Genomic DNA, 17,047 nt, shown 5'->3' on the forward strand with positions numbered 1-17,047 from the left:
CTTGAGTACCTCGGCCGCGTCCTAGCGCGCCTGAAGCCTTTCATACGGAGTGAGGTCATACGCCGCACGCGATTGGAGCGCGTGCTCGCCACGCTGCAAGTGCCCGCGAGTGATATCCGACCCGAGATCGAGCGCCTTCTGGCTCGGGCGAATATTGTCATCGACGAGGATGTCGCGCCCTCGGGACCTGAACCGACCCCGCTGAAGGTCCATCCTTCCGTGGTCCAGCTAGCCGCAGCCTGCGACTTTGAGGAAGAGTCGGTTATGTCGGATGGCGGCGGGCTGGAGGAGTCCGTCCAGACGGTCCTCGAGGAGCCCGATCTCGACTTAGGGGTGGGCTTCGAGATCAACCAGGCCGACTCAGGTCCCGGAAGACTCACACAGGAGTTCGATGTCCTGATCGGGCTTGATGGAAAGAAGATCCTTCCCGACATTCCCGATGAGCAATTCGAGAAGGACGTCGTCGCCGACGCACCCAGCAAGGAGGACGAGCAGGGGGCTGGGTCAGGGAGCTTCGTCGTCTCCTATTCCGACAGCACCGATGAGCCAGCCCAACGGGTCATCGTCGCTGGTGCGACCGCCGACGCGGTAAAGGACTACCTGAAGCAGATCGGGAAGGTCCCGCTACTCAACGCCGAGATGGAGGTCGAGCTTGCCAAACGGATCGAGGCAGGCCTCTTCGCCGAGAAGCTCGCCCGGGGCGCCAGGGTCTCGGCGCAGCTGTTCGAGGAGCTGGAATGGATCTCTTGCGACGGGCGCCGCGCCAAGAACCATCTGTTAGAAGCCAATCTGCGCCTCGTGGTCTCCCTCGCCAAGCACTACACCGGGCGCGGCATGCTCTTCCTGGATCTGATCCAGGAGGGCAACCTCGGTCTGATCCGCGCGGTCGAGAAGTTCGACTACACCAAGGGCTACAAGTTCTCGACCTATGCGACCTGGTGGATCCGCCAGTCGATCACCCGCGGGATGGCCGACCAGGCCCGCACCATCCGCATCCCAGTGCACATGGTCGAGCGCATCGCAAAGGTCTGGCGCATCCGGCAACGGATGACGGTCTATGGAAAGCCTCCGAACCTGTACCAACTCGCGCTCGCCGCTGAACTGGCCGAGGAGCAGGTCATGGAATGCCTTCGGCTCGGCCCTATCCACCTCGCGTCTCTCGATCAGCCGATCGGTGACGGTGAGACGACCCTGGGTGATTTGCTCGACGAGGATCGTCGGGAGCCTGGGCCGCACGAGCAGGTCGAGTTCGCGTTGCTTCAAGAACAGCTCCACGCTGTTCTGGACACCCTCTCCGAGCGGGAAGCCGGCGTGATCTCGTTGCGCTTCGGTCTCACCTACGGGGAACCAAAGACCCTCGACGAGATCGGCAAGGTCTATGGCGTCACCCGCGAGCGCATCCGCCAGATCGAGTCGAAGACGTTGTCGAAACTCCGTCATCGGTCGCGCAGTCAGGTCCTTGAAGGATACTTCTACGCCGGCGGTCAACGCCCGAAGAAGAAGGAAACTGAAATGGATGGCGACGAACAAGACGATCAGGATGTCGAAGCAGTCGGTCAAGGCAGTCGACCCGACGGGAACTAGTTGGCTGAAGCGGTCCAGTGGTTCGATCCACGAAGGTCTCATCTCGGACCAGCATTCATACCCCATAACTGAACTGGATCTCGTACAGCGGGTGATTCCCCGTTCTTCATGGAATGAACTGCTCGCTTCTTGCTTAACCGCCCCGCGTCGTGTCTGACCGGGCTCGAAGCGTGCCGATGCCTTCGGACCTGTTCAAGCATCCAGTCTCCGCCGCCGCCAAGCTCTTTCGCCTTGGCCGTGGAACATCGGTGCAGCGCATCCAAAGACCCCTTCCGGGGATTTAACCCATCGAAACTGGTCGCTCGATAGGGTTTCGGCCGTGCCCCGTGATCCGCAACCCCCACTCGCCCAGCCTGGCGACGAGTGCATCTCGGATCGTGCTGGTCTCGTACACCAGATCGTTCATCCCGACGATGACGTCGAGGTTCAACAAGTGCTCGCCTGGCTTCGCGGCACCCCGTTGAAGCAGCTCATGACCGGCGCCGTCGTCGATGCGATCGAGTACGTCCTGGACGGGGCCAAGACGTACAGGTTCGATCTCGACTCAACGGAGGTGGACTCCGACGAGCGGAGGACTGTGGGGGTCAAGCTGCAGTATCGGATCCTCGAAGCGTTCGGCCTTCCGAAGGAGCGTCCGCTGGACACGACGATCATGGGCATTCCAGTCGAGCTCAAGGCAACGATTGGCGGCAACTGGACTATCCCCCGCGAAGGTCAGTGCGAGATCTGCCTCCTCACCCAGGTCGATTCGAAGAGCGATCGCTACCGGGTGTTGCTCATGCGCACCCACCGGCGGTGGCTCAACGAAGGCAAGAACCAGGACTCGAAGCGGACCATCCGTGCCGATGCCCGGGATGAGTTCGGCATTCCAGTTCTCGAGTGGACCCCTCTCCCGCGCAATCCCTTGAAAGAGTTGACTCCACAGCAGCTCGAAGTCGTATTCGCCGCCCGGGTCGGCATCAAGCGCAGAGTGACATCCCTGTTTGGCTTTCTACCTGAGGTCGTCATCCCCCGGGTGGCGATCGAGACTGTTGCTGCCATGGCCAAGGATCCGCTCCGACGTGCCCGGCAGGCGAAGCCGGACATCTTCTTCAACCATGAGCTGGTCGTCCTGATGGGCACATGGACGCCTCAACGCGAACTCGCGTCCAAGTACGGCTTCGATCTGTCAGGCGATGCGTGGGTGGCCATACATCGCGAGACACTCGGTGAGGACTACGAAGCCGCGAAGTCGATGATGGAGCGCACCGGCGGCTGACCGACCCCCGAGGTCATGCGACGTACGGCTTGATGTGGCGTGCGATCGCACGCGCCAAACCGGACGGAACGGCGTTGCCGATTTGCTTCGCGATCGCGATCTTTGACCCGACCCACAGGTAGTCAGAGGGGAAGTCCTGGATCAAGGAGGCCTCGTAGTGCGTGACGACCCTGTCGACGGACAGTTTCGGGTCACCTTTCATGAACCTCCGGTCATCGCCTCGGCGTTGACGACCGGGCACCCACTGCGGGTGCAGGTAGGAACCCTTCTCCGGCTTGAAGAACTCCGTCCGGATCGTGTGCGACGGGAAGTCCCACCGCATGCGGCCCATCACGTCGGTTGTCCCAGTCGGCTTCTCACGCCAGCATCGTGGCAGCAGCTCGGTCGGCACATCGAAGCGTCCGCCCCCGGGCGGTACGAACGAGTACCGCTCGAGTGAAAGCTGGTTGGGGTTGCGACGGAAGTGAATATCCAGACTTTTGAAGACGCCTGGCATGGCTTCACCGAAGAACTCAGTAACGGAGGCGGGGAGTTCTGTTGAATCGGGTCGAACCGGCAGACCATCGATGGCGTCACGAACTGTTCGCCATGTCGGGAGCCCCCTTGCTCCGTCTCGGGCATGTGTCGGCTCGGGCAAGTCGATCCGTCCCACCCGGGACCCGATGACGATGGTTCGACGCCTTCGCTGGGAGACCCCGTAGTCCGCTGCGTTCAGCACGCCGTACGAGATGTTGTAGTCCTTGAGGAGCCCGTGCTCGACTTCACCCACCAGCATCTGGAACTCGGGTGACTTGGAGAAGCGATCGACGTTCTCGATAACAAAGACCTTCGGCCTCGCCGTTCGAATGAACCTCATGTACTCGCGCCACAACTGGTTCCTGGGGTCATCGAGTGCCTTGAGCCCGAGGTTGGAAAAGCCCTGGCAGGGCGGCCCCCCGATCACGAGGTCGGACGCCGGGATCTGGCTCTCCTTGACCTCCGCGATGTCGCCGGGGATCACATGGTGCTCGCCCCAGTTGGCCGCGTAAGTCGCGGCGGCGAAACGGTCCCACTCGACGGCCAGTACCGGTTCGAAGCCTTCGGCGGCGAATCCGACCGTCATCCCGCCACAGCCGGCGAAGAGGTCGATCACAGTGGGCTGACTCATGGCATCAGATCGTATGTCGCGGCTCCGACAGTTCCTTCAGCCTCGCCGCCGTGAGACCAGAGTGACGGGTGAGACACCATCTCGCACGCTGCCGCGCAGACGCCCAGCGTTGAGATCGGACTCTCTAGTGGTCGCTTCGCACGGATTGCGCCAAGAATGCCGCTCGTCCAGGGAGCCAAGATGGCTGCACTCCGACGAGGGCGCATGGCGCCTTTCGCGGTCGTCACCATGGCGCGCGGGCCTTACACGCTCCGCTGGCTCGGCGGGGGTTCTGGGGATGTCGATTGCGTCCCACCACCTCGGCTTGCCGGGCCTTCGCATGCAGTCGCTCAGACTGCCTGGGAAAGCCGAGGCGACGTCGACGCTCGAGATCTTAAGCGGGGCGCGAAGCGCAGCGCCGACCTCGCGACTCGGAAGATCTGGTGGCCTACCCAGCCACACTGTGAGTGTGACCGAATCATGGGCGTCCTCTCCGGGGGTCCGGCGCGGCATGCAGGCGAACCGTGGACGAGACACCAAGCCGGAGATGGCCGTGAGGCGCGCTGCGCATGCAGCCGGACTACGTTTCCGCGTCGACTACCGACCGATCAAAGAGCTCAATCGCAGGGCTGACCTGGTATTCACACGCGCGAAGGTCGCAGTGTTCGTGGACGGGTGCTTCTGGCACGGGTGCCCCACCCACCACACGGTCGCGAAGTCGAATGCCGACTTCTGGGCGCAGAAGGTGAACCGGAACCGGGAGCGCGACCGCGAGACGGATCGATTGCTCCGCGATGCCGGTTGGACCGTCATTCGAGCGTGGGAACACGAGCCTGCCGACGATGTCGTAGCCCGGATCTTCGCCTGTGTTTGAGGCGGATGACTGCCAACCGTCGTGGGGTCCGTGGGCAATCACAGTCGATTGACCCACCGCGGATCGTAGGCCCGGCCGGGCGGACTCAAGCTGCCGTTACCAAATCCTTGATCACGCACGAGGACACAGAACGGCTCCGAACCCGACCACTCACGACGCATGAAGAACTCAACCAGCACCAACTCACAACGCCGCTTTCCGCATTGAGATCGAGCGGCACGCATGCCACGAAGGTTCGTAGATCGGTCCGCCCCTCGGGGCGGGCCAAGCGTCATTTCAAGGCGCCGTTCACGGACCGTCTGTTTGTCACTTAGGGCCACTTTCCAGAGTCGAGCTGTCGCCATGTGCCGGCCCTCGAGGCCGCGAACAATGTCGGCGGCGGCCGCACGGTCGACGGGCTGCCCGTCCTGGACCTAGTTGGACGCAGCGGCCGCTGGTTGGCAACTTCCCACACGCCCGGCGCCAGTCCGAGGCATCCCCAACTGACCCACAGGCGTTGGGCCAAAATGACGAGTAAATGACAAGTCGATCTAATCCTCGGCCCGGAAATGACGAGGACCCCGGCAAACCTGCAGGTCAGCCGGGGTCCATCTGCGCGCCTGTAGGGATTCGAACCCCAAACCTTCTGATCCGTAGTCAGATGCTCTATCCGTTGAGCTACAGGCGCTCGTCACTCGCAGTGCTTGCACGCCGCGAGGACTGGATGAGGATAGCCGACCCCCGTCGAGCGGGCGAAATCAGCATCACCCCGGAGGGCTGGTCCCACAGTGTGGACGATCCCCTATGGTGCCTAGCACCCGCACACGCGGCGGTCACGGCCGCCGCAGGATGAGAGGCAGCGCGATGGCAGATCTCGAGGCAGTCATGGACGAAGCGGGGCTCACGAACCCCCGCGTCCGCGAGTTCGTGAAGGAGTACGCCGAGCTCACCGGCGCCGAGCGCATCGAGGTGGTCAACGCCTCCGACGACGCCCGTCTGCTCGAGGAGGCCGTCGAGGCCGGCGAGCTGGAGAAGGTCGGCGAGGGGCGCTACTACTCGCGCTCCTACTTCAAGGACACCGCCCGCTCCGAGGAGCGCACCATCGTCGCGACGAGCGACGAGAAGGACCGCGGCGTCTACAACAACTGGCGTCCGGCCTCGGAGATGAAGCCCAAGCTCCACGACCTGATGCGCGGCGCCAGCGCTGGCAAGACGATGTACGTCGTCCCCTACCTGATGGCGCCCGCCGGCAACGCCCTCGAGCCGTGGGCGGCCGGTGTCGAGATCACCGACACCCGCACCGTCGTGCTCCACATGATCCGGATGTCCCGGGTGGGCGTGCAGTTCGTCAACGACCTGGAGGACCCGGACCACTTCGTCCGGGCGGTCCACGTCAGCGGCGACCTGGAGAACCTCGGCCAGGGCACCGACGGTGACAAGCGCTACTTCGTGACCGTGGCCGACGAGCGCACGATCCTGCACTTCGGGTCGTCCTACGGCGGCAACGCGCTGCTCGGCAAGATCGCGCACGGCCTGCGGCAGGGGGCGTACGACGGCTGGGCGAGCAAGAAGTTCCTCGCCGAGCAGTACATGCTCATCGGCATCCACGACAAGGAGACCGGGAAGGACTACCACATCTGTGGCGGCTTCCCGAGTGCCTCCGGCAAGACCAACCTGGCGATGATGGCCGCCCCCGAGGCCCTCGGCGACCGCTACCACGTGTCGTTCTACGGCGACGACATCGCCTGGCTGTGGGTCGAGGAGGAGACCGGCCAGCTCTACGGGATGAACCCGGAGTACGGCGTCTTCGGGGTCGCGAAGGACACCAACGAGACCACCAACCCCAACGCCCTCGCCTCGGTCGGCGAGCGCACCGACTGCATCTTCACCAACGTCGCCTACAACCCGACGACCGGTGAGGTGTGGTGGGAGGGCCGCACCAAGGAGAAGCCGGCCGACCGGCACGGCTGGCTCGACTGGATGGGCTCGCCCATCGCCGACCGCAAGGAGGACGACTCGGCTCCGTGGGCCCACCCCAACAGCCGGTTCACCACCACCCTGGCCAACGTCCCCAACATCGCCGTCGACTACGACGCGCCGCTGGGCGTGCCGATCGACGCGATCATCTTCGGCGGCCGCACCCGCGACCGCGAGCCGCTGATCCGCGCGATCACCGACCTCGCCGAGGGTGTGTACGACGGCTTGACGCTCGGCGCGGAGGCGACCTCGGCGGCGGAGGGCAAGGAGGGCGTGCTGCGCTACGACCCGATGTCCAACCGGCCCTTCATGGCCTACGGCGAGGGCGACTACGCCCAGCACTACCTCGACATCGTGGGAGCGGCGAAGGACCAGCCCATCTTTGCCCACGTCAACTGGTTCCAGCGCGACGCCGAGGACGGCCACTTCCTGTGGCCGGGCTACCGCGACAACCTGCGCCCGCTGCTGTGGCTGCTCCAGCTCAAGAACGGCGAGGTCGAGGGACGGCGTACGGCGGTCGGCATCATCCCGACCGAGGAGGAGCTCAACCTCGAGGGCATGGACATCCCGGCCGAGGACCTCGAGCGGATCCTCACCATCGACAAGGCGCGCTGGCAGCAGGAGATGGGGTTCCGCGAGGAGCACCTCCAGCAGTTCGACCGGATGCCCGAGGCGATCTGGGAGGCCCACCGCCGCGTGGCCGCCGACCTGGCAAACGAGCAGTAACGGCCCCGGCGACGCCGCACTGGCCTACGCTGAGCCGGTGCGGCGTCGCGTCTCGGGGACTGCCACGGTTCCGTCCTCCTCCATCGATCTGAGGCGAGGCACGCCCACGCTCGCCCTGCCCTTCGCGGTGGTGGCGGTGATCGGACTGATCACGGTCCTCCTGCCGCCCTACGACGGTCCGTGGTGGGTGATCGGGCTGGCGGTGCTGGTCCTGGGGCTGTCCGCGCTCGTCTTCTTCGCGAGCCGCCTCCGTGGCCGGCGTTCCTGGCTCGACCCGCTCGCCGCCTACCTCCTGTTCCCCTACGCCGCACTGCTCCACGACGCTGCCGGGGCCGGCGCCGGCGGGTCGTCGTCGGGGATGACCGCCCTCCTGCTGCTCCCGATCCTCTGGCTGGCGATCACCGGGACGCCTCATCAGCTCTGGGTGGCGAGCGCCCTGGCCGTGCTCACCTTCGCCGTCCCCATCGTGCTGGTGGGCCCCCCTGGCTACTCCTGGGGTGACTGGCGGAGGGCGGTCGTGTGGTGCGCCGTCGCGCTGGTCATCGCGCCGGTCCTCCAGCGCATCGTCCGCGACCTCGTGCGACAGAGCCGGCGCGTCCGCATCGCCAACGATCGGGTCGAGCGGCTCTTCGACGACGCCCCGCACGGGGTTGCCCTGCTCGACCCCGTGGGCACGATCATCCGGGTCAACGTCTCGATGTCCGTCATGGTCGGCCTCGAGCCGGTGGACATGGTGGGTCACCGGCTGGGTGCGTTCGAGACGCCGGGGGAGGACCGGATCCAGGACCACCTCGGCCGCCTGATGTTCCGCCGCGGGGAGAGCCACTCCACCGAGTGCCGGCTGCGCGACTCCGGGGGCAACGACGTCAACGTGTCCCTCAGCAGCACCGTGGTGAGTGACAGCGAGATGGGCGACATCGTGATGGTCAACGTCGTCGACATCTCCGACCGCCGTCGCTACCTCGACCGGCTCTCGCACCTCGCGGACCACGACGTGCTCACCGGCCTGGCCAACCGTCGCCGCTTCGAGACCGAGCTCGAGCGCCACCTCGACCACTGTCGGCGGCACGGCCCCTCCGGCGCACTCCTCCTGCTCGATCTCGACAACTTCAAGCAGGTCAACGACAGCCTCGGCCACAACGCCGGCGACCAGCTCCTCGTCGTCATCGCGGGCCTGTTGCGCCGCTCGATCCGGAGCACCGACGTGGTGGGGCGACTCGGCGGTGATGAGTTCGCGATCCTGCTCACCGACGCCGACCAGGCAGACGCCGCACGGGTGGCCGAGCTCGTGGTCGAGCGCGTCCGCACCCACGCCGCCACGCTCGACGGTGTCGCGCGCCGCGTCACCGCGAGCGTCGGGGCCGTCACCTTCCGAGCGGCCTCGGAGCACGCGGCGGATGCACTCGCGCTCGCCGACATGACCATGTACGACGCCAAGGAGGCAGGCCGCAACCAGGTCGCCGTACTGACGGAGGGCGACGTGCGGGGGCCCCGTACGTCGGCCCGCCTGCACTGGCAGAGCAGGATCGAGGCGGCCCTGGAGAACGACCGGTTCGAGCTGCACCTCCAGCCGATCATGAACATCGCGGACGGCCGGATCAGCTCCGCCGAGGTGCTGCTGCGGCTGAGGGACCAGGACGAGCTGGTGCCGCCGGCCCGCTTCATCTACATCGCCGAGCGCGTGGGGCTGATGCCCCGGGTGGACGCGTGGGTCGTGGACAAGAGCCTCGAGCTCCTGGCACGCCTGCGTCGCGAGCACGACCCGGAGTTCGAGTTCGAGGTCAACCTGTCGGGCCACTCGATCGGTTCCACCGAGATCGAGAGCGTGATCGTGAGCTCGCTCGCGACGCACGGGGTCGACCCGTCGGCCCTCATCCTGGAGATCACCGAGACCGCGGCCGTGGGCGACGTCGCCCTGGCGCGGGACTTCGCGGAGCGTATGACCGACCTGGGGTGTGCCTTCGCGCTCGACGACTTCGGTGCCGGCTTCGGCTCGTTCTACTACCTCAAGCACCTGTTCTTCGACTACGTGAAGATCGACGGCGAGTTCGTCGCCCACGTCCACGAGTCACAGGTCGATCGCACGATCATGCGCTCGATCGTCGGCATCGCCCGCGACCTGGGCAAGCGGACGGTGGCCGAGTTCGTCTCCTCCCAGGAGATCCTCGACGTGTGCCGCGAGGAGGGGGTCGACTTCGCGCAGGGCTACCTGATCGGCAAGCCGGTCCCCTACGACGAGTTCGTCGAGCGGTTCATGCCCTCGGCCACCGCGGTGGCGCGGGGCTGACGCACGACAACCTGCGGGCTCGCCCCGCACCATCGGAACGGAGACTCGGGACCAGATGCGGTGGCTACAACGATCGGTGGGTCTGGCGATCATCGGCACGGCCGGCCTGGGGGCCGCTGCCCTGTGGGTGGCGATCGCCCAGGGCGACCCAGAGGCGGGACAGCGCCCCAGTGAGGGGGTCCTCTTCGGCATCTGGCGGGTCTTCTACGACACCGAGATGCCGGCCCCGCGCGTGCTGCTGGCAGCCGTGGGTGTGGCCCTGCTGCTGGCGGCCGGTGTCGCCGGTCTCGAGCGACGCCTGCTCGACCGGGCGCGCCGCAGCGAGGACAGCGACCGCATGCCGCTCGCCCCGAAGCTGGTGATGGCGCAGACGCGGGGGGAGTACGCCGGTCCGGTCACGATCACGGTCCTCATCCCCGCCCACAACGAGGAGGGCTGCATCTCCGAGACCCTCGCGTCCCTGCTCTCCCAGTCCCTGCCTCCCGCGCGGGTGGTGGTCGTCGCCGACAACTGCACGGACGCGACGGTCCGCCTGGCCGAGGAGGCCGGGGTGGAGGTCTTCGAGACCGTGGGCAACACGCACAAGAAGGCCGGCGGTCTCAACCAGTCACTGGCCCGGGTCCTGCCCGGGCAGGGTGACAACGACTGCGTGATGATCATGGACGCCGACACCACCCTGGACCCCGGATTCCTCGAGGGCGCGGCCCGGCGGCTCACCGATGACCGCGCGCTGATGGCCGTGGGCGGTCTCTTCTACGGCGAGGACGGCTTCGGGCTGATCGGCCAGTTCCAGCGCAACGAGTACACGCGCTACCAGCGCGACCTGCGGCGCCGGCGCGGTCGGGTCTTCGTGCTCACCGGTACGGCTTCGGTGTTCAGGCCGCGGGCCCTGCGTGCGGTGGCGGAGGAGCGGGGGAAGATCCTGCCGGGTGTCCCGGGCGACGTCTACGACACGGTCGCCCTGACCGAGGACAACGAGCTGACCATCGCGCTCAAGACGCTGGGTGCCCTGATGATCTCGCCGAGCGAGTGCACCGTGGTCACCGAGGTGATGCCGTCCTGGAGCGGCCTGTGGGCGCAACGGCTGCGCTGGCAGCGGGGGGCGCTGGAGAACCTCGGTGCGTACGGCATGCGACCGCAGACCTTCCGCTACTGGATGCAGCAGCTGGGGATCGGCTACGGCGTCATCGCCCTCGCCTCCTACCTCGCGCTGATCATCTTGATGCTGCTGGCGACCTCGGCGTGGGTGTGGTTCCCGTTCTGGGTCGGGATCGGCCTGGTCTTCACCCTCGAACGGGTCGTGACGGTGTGGCGGGGCGGCTGGAAGGCGCGGCTGCTGGGCCTGTCGCTGTTCCCCGAGCTCTTCTACGCGATGTTCCTCAACGTGGTCTTCCTCAAGGGCATCGTGGACCTGTCCCTGGCGCGGCAGGCGACGTGGAAGCACATCGTCCAACCCGACTCCGGCGTCCGGACGGAGGACTGACGTGCCGACCCTGCTCCCCATGGGGGTGCTGCTCCCCGACAGCCTCCTGCGCAACGACGTGGTCGCCGTGCTGGCGGCCTTCGTCGCGATCAACACGATTGTCTACGTCACCCTGGCGGTGGCCAAGATCCTGCCCAAGCTCTACGTGCGCGACTGGCTCAGCACCCGCAACCGACGCTCCGAGACGCGGAGCATCGATCCCGACGCGCCGGTCTGAGATCCAGGTCACAACCCTTAGACCGATCCAATATGTGCCCGCTTTCACAAGCACTAGCGTCCGAAACAAGTCGCCGTCAACGAGGCCGCGCGAATCGCGACGAACGCTGAAGGAACCCGGGATGACCGCACTGACCCACACCGAGACGACCACCGAGCAGACCGCTCCGACCACGCACCAGGGCATCGCCGCCTGGGTCGCCGAGATCGCCGAGCTCACCCAGCCGGACCGCATCCACTGGTGCACCGGCTCCGACGAGGAGTGGCACCAGCTCACCCGGTCCCTCGAGGCGACGGGCACCTTCACCCGCCTCAACCCCGACGTGATGCCCAACTCGTTCCACGCGGCCTCTGACCCGACGGACGTGGCGCGCGTCGAGGACCGCACCTACATCTGCTCGGTCAACGAGCGGGACGCAGGTCCGACGAACAACTGGATGGACCCGGAGTCGATGAAGGACCTGATGCGCGGGCTCTACGCCGGCTGCATGAAGGGCCGCACGATGTACGTCATCCCGTTCGTGATGGGCCACGTCGACGCCGAGCGGCCGATGTTCGGCGTCGAGATCACCGACTCCGCCTACGTCACCGTCTCCATGCGGGTCATGGCACGCATGGGCACCGAGGTCCTGCGCCGCATCGAGGAGCTCGAGGACGCCGGCCAGGCGCCGCAGTGGGTCCCCGCGCTGCACTCGGTCGGGATGCCGCTCGAGCCCGGCCAGGACGACGTCGCGTGGCCGTGCAACGACACCAAGTACATCGTCCAGTTCCCCGAGGAGCGGATGATCTGGAGCTTCGGCTCGGGCTACGGCGGCAACGCCCTGCTCGGCAAGAAGTGCTACGCCCTGCGCATCGCGTCGGTGATGGCGCGCGACGAGGGCTGGCTGGCCGAGCACATGCTCATCCTCAAGCTCACCTCCCCGCAGGGCGTCACCAAGTACGTCGCCGCGGCGTTCCCGAGTGCCTGCGGCAAGACCAACCTCGCGATGCTCAAGCCGACCATCCCCGGCTGGACGGTCGAGGCGATCGGCGACGACATCGCCTGGATGCGCATCGGCGAGGACGGCCGCCTGTGGGCGGTCAACCCCGAGTTCGGCTTCTTCGGCGTCGCGCCCGGCACCAACGAGCACACCAACCCGCACGCGATGGAGACCATCCGCAAGGGCAACTCGGTCTTCACCAACGTCGCGCTCACCCCCGACGGCAACGTGTGGTGGGAGGGCCTGGAGAACACCCCGGCCCAGGCCACCAGCTGGAAGGGCGAGCCCTGGACGCCCGAGTCCACCGAGCTGTCCGCCCACGCCAACAGCCGCTACTGCACCCCGATCAAGCAGTGCTCGATCCTCGCTGCCGAGTACGACGACCCGCGCGGCGTGCCGATCGACGCGATCCTCTTCGGTGGTCGCCGCAAGACGACGATCCCGCTGGTGACCGAGGCCCGCGACTGGAACCACGGCACGTTCATGGGCGCCACGCTGTCCTCCGAGACGACCGCGGCCGCGGTCGGCGCGGTCGGCGTCGTGCGCCGCGACCCGATGGCGATGCTGCCCTTCATCGGCTACAACGCCGGTGACTACTTCAGCCACTGGGTCGGCATCGGCAAGGACAACGACGTCGCCAAGCTGCCGAAGATGTTCTACGTCAACTGGTTCCGCCGCGGCGACGACGGTGACTTCCTGTGGCCCGGCTTCGGCGAGAACAGCCGCGTCCTCAAGTGGGTCATCGAGCGCATCGACGGCCAGGCCGCCGCGGTCGAGACCCCGATCGGCCACGTCCCGGACCCGGGCTCGCTCGACATCGACGGCCTCGACCTCACCGACGATGAGCTCGCGCAGGCCCTCGCGGTCGACGTCGAGGAGTGGCGTGCCGAGCTCCCGCAGATCCAGGAGTGGTTCGAGACGTTCGGCGACGACCTCCCGGCCGTGCTGTGGAGCGAGTTCGACACGCTCAAGGCCCGACTGGAGTCCTGACCCACCGATCCACCCGTCACTGACCCGCCTCACCGGCCCTCCGGGAGGCGGGTCCGTGCGTTTCCCGGCCGTGGCACGAGGACCCTTGTGGCACCATCCTCACACTGGGTGTCGGGGGTGACAGGGAGGTGTGCCATGCCCTTGGGGCAGCGCGAGCGCGACCTCTTCGAGGAGCAGGCCACCCCGCTCTACGAAGAGATCGTGACCACAGGCGGGATCAGCGCCACCGACAAGCGTGTCGCCGCGCGCGGCGAGCTCCACAGCGCCTTCGAGCTGCTGGTCGAGGTCGGTCTGGTGACGAAGAGCGAGGACGGCACGCAGTGGCGAGCCGTCGACCCGGCGGCCGTGCAGGCCCAGGTGGTGGCACCGCTGGGCCAGCAGGGCGCCGAGCTGATCGCCGAGTCCGCCCACTGGGCCCAGGCCTTCAGCACGCTCTCCCACGCGTGGCGTCGTTCGCCCAGCGCCGTGGGCGGCCCCTTCGCCGAGATCCGGGGGCTGACCACCATCGGCAACTTCCTCGCCTCGCTGGTCAGCGACGCCGAGGACGAGCTGCTCACCGCGCAGCCCCAGGACCGCCGCGGCGTCAAGCAGCTCGGCGGCGACGTCGGCGCGCGTGACATCGCCGCCCTCAAGCGCGGCGTCAAGATGCGCACCCTCTACCAGCACGCCGCACGCCGCGGCGCCGACACCCGCAAGTACGTCGCCGCGGTCACCGCGGCCGGCGCCGAGGTCCGCACCCTCGACGAGTTCTTCAACCGGCTCATCGTGGTCGACCGCCGGATCGCGATCATCCCCAGCCACCAGGGCCTGACGGCCGCGATGGTGATCAGCGACCGGTCGATGGTGGGCTACCTCGTCGACATGTTCGAGCGCCACTGGGAGCGGGCCCGACCGTTCACCAGCAGCGAGACGTCCGTGATGCGCGACATCGCCGCTGAGCAGCGCGCGATGACCATCCGGATGCTGCTGGAGGGGCGGGCCGACCCGGCCGGCGCCAAGCGCCTCGGCGTCAGCCCCCGGACGTACGCCGGCTACGTCGCGGACCTCAAGAACGAGTTCGAGGTCGAGACCCGCTTCCAGCTCGGGTACGAGATGGGCAAGCGCGGCATCGACGGACGCGAGACGGACGAGCCGACCTCCTGAGCCGGGAACGGTCTGCAAATCAGTCGAGGGCAGCAGCTCTGTGAGCTGCTGCCCTCGTGCTGGGACGTGGCCTGTGGGGGAGGCCGTCCGGACCAGAACTCGTGGGGGGTTGAGGGGTCCGTGTCCCAGCTCTTCACTGCGTGCCAATCATGGCACGGCTGAAACTCAGCGCTTGATCTTGGCGCCCCAGCTCGTGTCGATGGCGTTGGCCGGGGCTGCGCCCATGCCGACGAATCCGAATCCGAGCGCTGCCACGAGGGCTGCTGCGGCGATGCGGCGTACTGGGGTCATTGCTTTCACCTCTACGGTCACGATGTCACAGGGGATGACCTGTTCATTCTCACCCACGGCCCGGGGTGGCGTCTGCGGCATCCCGCTGCAGGTCTGTGCATTGCAGGTTCCTGCAAACCATGCGACGGCCCCCCTCGCGAGGAAGGGGGCCGCGCACTGGCGGAGGCGGAGGGATTTGAACCCTCGATGGGGTTTTAGCCCCAAACCCGCTTAGCAGGCGGGCGCCATAGACCGGACTAGGCGACGCCTCCATGCCCGGGGCGACCCGGGCGCACAGAAGGTTACAAGGCGCGACGCTCCGGCGCCGAATCAGGTCCGGCTCGGGCCAGGTGGCGGGCCGGACCGCCGTCAGAACTTCCTGAGGCCCTGTCCGCGCCGGAGGTGCTGCTGGAGGTCGCGGACGAAGGCCTCGCGGTCCACGGCCAGCATCTCGACCGGGATCGTGCTGGTCCGTCCGTCGCGCAGGCGCAGCACCACCACGGGGGCGCCGGCGACGGTCGTGGTCACCGCGTCCTCGACGTCCTTCCACCGGCCGGAGGCCGCGCCGACGCCGCGAACCCACTGGATCCGGTAGCCCTCCGGGGTCAGCCGGGCGACCCACCCCTTCTGCCGCCACCCCCACCAGGTCGCCCCTAGCAGCACGAGCACGAGGCCGACGGGCACCAGCAGGAACGCCGTGTGCAGGTCGAGGACCGCGATCGCGAGGGTGCTGAGCAGGATCAGCACGGCGACCGCGCACAGCAGCACGCCGACCACGCGCGCCGCGACGGCGGGGGCGAGGCGGTAGACGGTGGCGGTCTCGGTCGTCACACCGGAGATTTCACCACGTCGGCACATGCAGGCTCCCGCTCGGGTCGGACCACTCCTGCCTTCGGTAGAGTTCCGCGGTGTGCGGCACCCCGGTGCCGTACGAGGAGAGGTGCCGGAGCGGCCGATCGGAACCGCCTTGAAAGCGGTCGTAGGGAGACCTACCGCGGGTTCGAATCCCGCCCTCTCTGCCAGCGGCCCTCCCGACCGGGGTGGGGAAGGCGTGTCAGGCGTGAGCCACGACGGGCGACTGTCGTGCCCGCCATCGCAGGCGCAACGGCTCCTCGACCCTGAGCGTGAAGTACGTCGCGAGGCCGAACGCGACCAGCAGCGCGGGCAGGCTGGACCACCCTGAGTACTTCTGGCCCGCGAGGATCAGCACCGGCCAGTGCCACAGGTACAGCGCGTAGGAGATCCGGCCCACGAAACGGAGCGACGCCCCCTCGAGCAGCGGCACACCGGGCACGGCACAGGCCACGACGGCTGCGGCGACCAGCGACACGGGGATCGGCACGAGGACGAAGTACGTGGATCCCGCCGCCACAGCGAGCAGCACCATCGCCGCGACGCCGACGACCGGGACCATCCGCTGGTAGGCACCTGGGGGGACTCGGACGGGCCTGATCGCCAGGCAGGAGCCGAGCAGCAACGCGAACGCGTTGGTCGGCAACGTGGGGTAGGTGGCGTAGGCCCCTGCCACGACGAAGACGATGACCCGCGTCACCATGGATGCCGCGATGGCGACGACGAGCCAGAACACGGGGCGCCGCAGCTTGACGACGAACGGCAGGGCCAGCGGCCAGAGCAGGTAGAACTGCTCCTCGACGGCCAGCGACCACGTGTGCTGGAAGAGGCCGCTCTCGAAGTGCATGAAGAAGATGTTCTTGGTGTAGGTCAGCGAGGCAGCGACCTCCCCGGCGAGGCCGTCCGTCGGCCCTCCCACCGCGACCCACAGGGCGACCACGAGGACTTCCATGACGAGGAGCGCGGGCATCAGGCGTACGGCTCGAGCCAGCAGGAATCCACGCATGGACCAGGCACCTCGCGCCCGGTCGGCCAGGACGAGTCGCGTGATGAGGTAGCCCGACAGGACGAAGAAGACGGCGACCCCGGACGCACCCATGGCTCCGCTGCCTCGCCCCGCGAATCCGGCGTGGTCGGCGACGACCATCAGCACAGCCACGCCGCGCAGTCCGTCGAGTGCCGCCAGGCGACGTCCGTCGTGGGTCACGACAAGCAGGGCAGGGAGAGTGCCTCAACAGGGGCCAACGCAGAGTGAAGCACGATGAGGACCCCCGACCCGGCGACGACGAGCCGCCATCCTCA

At 67.3% G+C, this 17,047-nt stretch carries 13 protein-coding genes and 3 tRNA genes; 10 read left to right on the plus strand and 6 right to left on the minus strand.

Features of this window, described 5'->3' with window-relative positions:
* Positions 1-81: 81 nt before the first annotated feature.
* Together BM127_RS21035 and BM127_RS21040 are read left to right on the plus strand one after the other, a co-directional pair.
* Positions 82-1,584, plus strand: coding sequence for an RNA polymerase sigma factor (locus tag BM127_RS21035; RefSeq protein WP_231263438.1), 1,503 nt, complete (start codon positions 82-84; stop codon positions 1,582-1,584).
* 319 nt (positions 1,585-1,903) lie between these two features.
* A complete protein-coding gene (locus BM127_RS21040) occupies positions 1,904-2,842 on the plus strand; it encodes a NaeI family type II restriction endonuclease (RefSeq protein WP_139227833.1) in 939 nt (312 codons plus the stop codon).
* 13 nt (positions 2,843-2,855) lie between these two features.
* Here the strand turns inward: BM127_RS21040 and BM127_RS21045 are convergent, their stop codons facing one another.
* Complete coding sequence (locus BM127_RS21045; RefSeq protein ID WP_091201980.1) at positions 2,856-3,989, minus strand: DNA cytosine methyltransferase; 1,134 nt, start codon at positions 3,987-3,989, stop codon at positions 2,856-2,858.
* A 448-nt stretch (positions 3,990-4,437) separates the two neighbouring features.
* Here BM127_RS21045 and BM127_RS21050 point away from each other — a divergent pair, with 448 nt between their 5' ends.
* Positions 4,438-4,842, plus strand: a complete 405-nt coding sequence (locus tag BM127_RS21050) for a very short patch repair endonuclease (protein ID WP_231263437.1) — start codon at positions 4,438-4,440, stop codon at positions 4,840-4,842.
* 594 nt (positions 4,843-5,436) lie between these two features.
* Here BM127_RS21050 and BM127_RS21055 read toward each other — a convergent pair.
* Positions 5,437-5,509 (minus strand) — tRNA-Arg (locus BM127_RS21055).
* A 176-nt stretch (positions 5,510-5,685) separates the two neighbouring features.
* Between BM127_RS21055 and BM127_RS21060 the strand changes: the two genes are divergently transcribed.
* The 6 genes from BM127_RS21060 to BM127_RS21085 all read left to right on the plus strand — a co-directional run bounded on the left by BM127_RS21060 (position 5,686) and on the right by BM127_RS21085 (position 14,623).
* Entirely contained in the window at positions 5,686-7,524 is a 1,839-nt protein-coding gene (locus tag BM127_RS21060; protein WP_091201984.1) for a phosphoenolpyruvate carboxykinase (GTP), read from the plus strand.
* 37 nt (positions 7,525-7,561) lie between these two features.
* On the plus strand, positions 7,562-9,811 hold the full coding sequence (locus BM127_RS21065) for a putative bifunctional diguanylate cyclase/phosphodiesterase (protein WP_139227834.1): 2,250 nt from the start codon (positions 7,562-7,564) through the stop codon (positions 9,809-9,811).
* A gap of 76 nt (positions 9,812-9,887) precedes the next feature.
* Positions 9,888-11,294 carry a glycosyltransferase family 2 protein gene (locus BM127_RS21070; protein ID WP_198554432.1) on the plus strand — a complete coding sequence of 469 codons (1,407 nt, stop codon included), beginning with the start codon at positions 9,888-9,890 and terminating at the stop codon, positions 11,292-11,294.
* A 1-nt stretch (position 11,295) separates the two neighbouring features.
* Positions 11,296-11,511 (plus strand): hypothetical protein, encoded by a 216-nt coding sequence (locus tag BM127_RS21075; RefSeq protein WP_198554431.1) that lies wholly within the window; start codon positions 11,296-11,298, stop codon positions 11,509-11,511.
* A gap of 121 nt (positions 11,512-11,632) precedes the next feature.
* Positions 11,633-13,480 (plus strand): phosphoenolpyruvate carboxykinase (GTP), encoded by a 1,848-nt coding sequence (locus BM127_RS21080; protein ID WP_091201989.1) that lies wholly within the window; start codon positions 11,633-11,635, stop codon positions 13,478-13,480.
* A 135-nt stretch (positions 13,481-13,615) separates the two neighbouring features.
* Entirely contained in the window at positions 13,616-14,623 is a 1,008-nt protein-coding gene (locus BM127_RS21085; RefSeq protein WP_091201991.1) for a TrmB family transcriptional regulator, read from the plus strand.
* A 165-nt stretch (positions 14,624-14,788) separates the two neighbouring features.
* Here the strand turns inward: BM127_RS21085 and BM127_RS23085 are convergent, their stop codons facing one another.
* From BM127_RS23085 to BM127_RS21095, 3 genes are all read right to left on the minus strand, one after another.
* Complete coding sequence (locus BM127_RS23085) at positions 14,789-14,914, minus strand: hypothetical protein (protein WP_269213642.1); 126 nt, start codon at positions 14,912-14,914, stop codon at positions 14,789-14,791.
* A gap of 157 nt (positions 14,915-15,071) precedes the next feature.
* Positions 15,072-15,165 (minus strand) — tRNA-Ser (locus tag BM127_RS21090).
* Positions 15,166-15,262: 97 nt separating this feature from the next.
* A complete protein-coding gene (locus BM127_RS21095; protein WP_091201993.1) occupies positions 15,263-15,724 on the minus strand; it encodes a hypothetical protein in 462 nt (153 codons plus the stop codon).
* Between the two features lie 103 nt (positions 15,725-15,827).
* Here BM127_RS21095 and BM127_RS21100 point away from each other — a divergent pair.
* Positions 15,828-15,915: transfer RNA gene (locus tag BM127_RS21100), tRNA-Ser, on the plus strand.
* Positions 15,916-15,947: 32 nt separating this feature from the next.
* Here the strand turns inward: BM127_RS21100 and BM127_RS21105 are convergent.
* Positions 15,948-16,952: an acyltransferase family protein gene (locus BM127_RS21105; RefSeq protein ID WP_091201996.1), complete on the minus strand. Its 1,005-nt coding sequence runs from the start codon at positions 16,950-16,952 to the stop codon at positions 15,948-15,950.
* Between the last annotated feature and the right edge of the window lie 95 nt (positions 16,953-17,047).

The sequence above is a fragment of the Nocardioides alpinus genome (genome assembly GCF_900112035.1).
In the GTDB taxonomy this organism is placed as follows: domain Bacteria; phylum Actinomycetota; class Actinomycetes; order Propionibacteriales; family Nocardioidaceae; genus Nocardioides; species Nocardioides alpinus.

What these genes read in the sequence shown, in the direction of transcription:
- BM127_RS21045 (WP_091201980.1), bottom strand. Translation starts at nt 3,989, where the DNA reads ATGAGTCAGCCCACTGTGATCGACCTCTTCGCCGGCTGTGGCGGGATG.
- BM127_RS21060 (WP_091201984.1), top strand. Translation starts at nt 5,686, where the DNA reads ATGGCAGATCTCGAGGCAGTCATGGACGAAGCGGGGCTCACGAACCCC.
- BM127_RS21080 (WP_091201989.1), top strand. Translation starts at nt 11,633, where the DNA reads ATGACCGCACTGACCCACACCGAGACGACCACCGAGCAGACCGCTCCG.
- BM127_RS21085 (WP_091201991.1), top strand. Translation starts at nt 13,616, where the DNA reads ATGCCCTTGGGGCAGCGCGAGCGCGACCTCTTCGAGGAGCAGGCCACC.
- BM127_RS23085 (WP_269213642.1), bottom strand. Translation starts at nt 14,914, where the DNA reads ATGACCCCAGTACGCCGCATCGCCGCAGCAGCCCTCGTGGCAGCGCTC.